4 protein-coding genes are annotated in these 3,202 nt (G+C 44.1%); all 4 read left to right on the forward strand.

The genetic code is table 11. From position 1 onward, the window contains the following. A partial coding sequence (locus WBA23_RS04550) for a WD40 repeat domain-containing protein (protein WP_424581062.1) occupies positions 1 to 732 on the forward strand: 732 nt, incomplete at its 5' end. 50 nt (positions 733 to 782) lie between these two features. Further along, on the forward strand, positions 783 to 1,385 hold the full coding sequence (locus WBA23_RS04555; RefSeq protein ID WP_424581063.1) for an HD domain-containing protein: 603 nt from the start codon (positions 783 to 785) through the stop codon (positions 1,383 to 1,385). Positions 1,386 to 1,450: 65 nt separating this feature from the next. After that, positions 1,451 to 2,680: an aminotransferase class V-fold PLP-dependent enzyme gene (locus tag WBA23_RS04560; RefSeq protein ID WP_424581064.1), complete on the forward strand. Its 1,230-nt coding sequence runs from the start codon at positions 1,451 to 1,453 to the stop codon at positions 2,678 to 2,680. After that, a complete protein-coding gene (locus WBA23_RS04565; RefSeq protein ID WP_424581065.1) occupies positions 2,677 to 3,099 on the forward strand; it encodes an iron-sulfur cluster assembly scaffold protein in 423 nt (140 codons plus the stop codon). The genes WBA23_RS04560 and WBA23_RS04565 overlap by 4 nt, the downstream gene beginning before the upstream one ends. Positions 3,100 to 3,202: the final 103 nt, after the last annotated feature.

Raw genomic sequence — 3,202 nt, forward strand, 5'->3', positions numbered from 1 at the left:
GGAAAAGAACTAGCTAGTTGGGAACACGATAGCGGGTTGGATGGAATTACCTGGTCGCACGATGGGAAAATATTGGCTACCGGTTCAGAGGCGGGCGATGCTTTTCTGTGGGATGCTAGTAATTACAAAATGCTGGGTAAGATAAATACGGGTTCTACCATAAACTCTCTTCATTTTACCAAAAACGATTCTCTTTTATTAGTGGGCGGAAATATTCAAACCCCTGATTCTGAGACGGGAAATACTATTTACACGGGCTTTGCCAAACTAATTGATGTAACTCAGCAAAAAGTAATTCGCAGCTACGGAGATCACCAAGCTTCGGTGAAGTCGGTACGGATATCACCTGACGAAACCATGATTGCTACCGGTAGCTTCGACAGCACAGCCCGCGTTTTCAATATTGAAACGGCTGAACTTGTTCACGCTTTTAAAGAACCTTTGCGAGTAGAGGCAGTTGCTTTTACGGGCGACGGTCAATATTTAGCCACGGGGGGGCATCAGCTAAAAATTTCATTTTACCGATTGAACGACGGACAGTTAGCCTACGAGTTACCCGCCCCTCGTACCGAATACCTGGACTTTTCTGATGATGGCCGATTGCTGCTTACCTCTCACGAAGATAGTGGATTGCTATCGTTGTACATGATGTTATCTAACACCCAACAACGAGGAAATTACCAACAAGTGGCCAATCAGCAACTGAATAACCGCGATTTAAAACCGAAGTGAATGGTTAAATTGTCATTAGTTCCTAATTATTATTCATCAATCATCATTTTATGAGTTCTCTGTTACTTAACCGAACTGAGTTTGGTGATCCGGCTAATGAAGATAAGGTGCCAACTAAAGCCGAGGCGGTGGAATTACTGAATGATTGGGTAAAAAGCGAGAGCCTGAAGCGGCATATGCGTCAGGTGGGTGCACTGATGAAAGCTTGGGCTCACGAGAAAGAGAATCTTCCTCCGGAAGAACAACTAAAGTGGGAGCTCGCTGGATTGCTGCACGATGCCGATTGGGACCAGTGGCCTGACCAACATTGTCGTAAAATTATAGAAGAATTGGAACGCCGACAGGTAGCTCCCAGCATACTTCGGGCAATTGCTTCCCACGGCCCCAGTCACTTTGGAGTGGAGCCAGAAAGCTCAATGGATAAAATGCTGTATGCATTTGACGAACTTTCTGGATTCATTCATGCCTACTCTTTAATGCGACCAACCGGTTACGAGGGCATGCAGCCGAAGGGCGTGAAGAAACGGTTAAAAGATAAATCATTTGCTGCTCAGGTTTCCCGCGAAGACATCACAGATGCCAGCCAACGGGCGGAAGTCGATCTTACTGAGCGAATAACGTTTATTATCCAGCATCAAGCTGAAGTGCAATGAGTAGTGATTTAAAAAAATTATTATTCACATTTCATCAATCAGCATTCATTTAAAGAAGAGTGAATGTGGTAGAAGGCAGGAAAATACTAGGTGACCCGGCTGCTATTAAGCAGCAGTTTCCAATTTTCTCGGAGTATCCGGAATTGGTCTATCTGGATAATGCGGCTACTACCCAACGTCCTCAGCAAGTTATTAACCGGATAAACAATTTTCATCAGCAGGAAAATGCAACTATCCGTCGGGGAGTTTACCAGCTTTCGGCTCGAGCCACTCAAGAATTTGAAGCAGCTCGCTCAACGGTAGCAAATTTTTTTAAGGCTCCGCAAGATGACTGTATTGCCTTTACCCAGGGTGCTACCGAATCGGTGAATATTGTGGCTCGCTCAATAATCAAAGAGAAGCTAAAGCCGGGCGATAATATTGTGGTAAGTCTGATGGAGCACCACGCTAATTTTGTTCCCTGGCAAATGCTCAGCCAAGCTACTAGTACTGAGCTTCGTGTGGTTCCAATAACTGAATCGGGTGATCTGGATTTGGACAAACTAAACTCTCTGATCGATTCGCGCACCGCCGTAGTAGCAATAGTACACATATCTAATACGTTGGGTACGATTAATCCAATTAAAGTAATTACTCAGATGGCTCACGCAAAGGAGGTGCCCATACTGATTGATGCTGCTCAAAGCGCTACTCTATACCCGATTAATTTGACTGAGTTAGATTGTGACTTTCTAGTATGTTCAGCGCATAAAATGTTTGGTCCCTTTGGAGTAGGGGTTTTGTACGTTCATCCTCGTTATCACCGTCAGGTGCAGCCATACAATTATGGCGGGGGCATTATCCGTTCGGTAAAAGTAGAAGGGACAGAATTCTTGCCCTACCCGCACCTGTTAGAAGCAGGTACACCCAACGTAGCGGGAGTAATTGGTCTAGCTGAAGCCATTCGTGTTATTAAAAAATTTGATCGTGAAAGCTTGGTGAAGCAACTGCACAAACTTACCCAGATTGCCCGTCAAAAACTGGCGGATATTGAAGGGCTTTCTTTGGTAGGTAATCCCACCTTGAGTAGTAGTATTATCTCGTTTAGTTTGGCAGGAATGCACCCGCATGATGTTGCTAGCTTTCTGAACGAAGATCATATTGCAGTGCGAGCTGGGCAGCACTGTACCCAACCCTTGTTGGATTATTTAGGATGGCCCGCTACCGTTCGGGTCTCGCTATCAATATATAATAACCTACAAGATGTTGATAGGTTAGCTGATTCCCTTCGGGAGATGAAAGATTTTTTGATATGACCAAGGAAGAGCTTAAACAGTTATTTAAACAGAAGATTATCCCTCACCAACGGACTCCGTACCACTATCAACGTATTGAGGCTCCTCAATACGAAGTATCAGCTTACAACCCGTTTTGCGGAGATAAGTACTGCATTCAAATTAGTAAAGATCATCAGGGGTACTTTCAAGGAATTGGGTGCGCTATTTCTCAGGCTTCCACATCAATATTACTTCAGCGAATAGAAGGAATGTCTGGCAACGAGATTGTCGAATACTGTCAGCAATTCTTGCAAGCTTTAGCGCAAGATGCTCCCGTACCCGATGAAGAGTTAACCGTATTAGCAGCACTAAAGCACTTTGATGGTCGTATGGATTGCATCACCCTTCCCTGGAAAGCTTTAGAAGATTATTTTCGAGAATTGGCCGCTAATGAGTAAATCTCTCTTCTTGAATTAGCAAAAAGCCAAAGATTATTCTGAGTAGGTAAGTGCATACCGACGAGATCATTTATATTTGCTGTCGCTGAAAATTATTTCTAGA

The sequence above is a fragment of the Tunicatimonas sp. genome (assembly GCF_049647865.1).
Lineage (GTDB): Bacteria > Bacteroidota > Bacteroidia > Cytophagales > Cyclobacteriaceae > Tunicatimonas.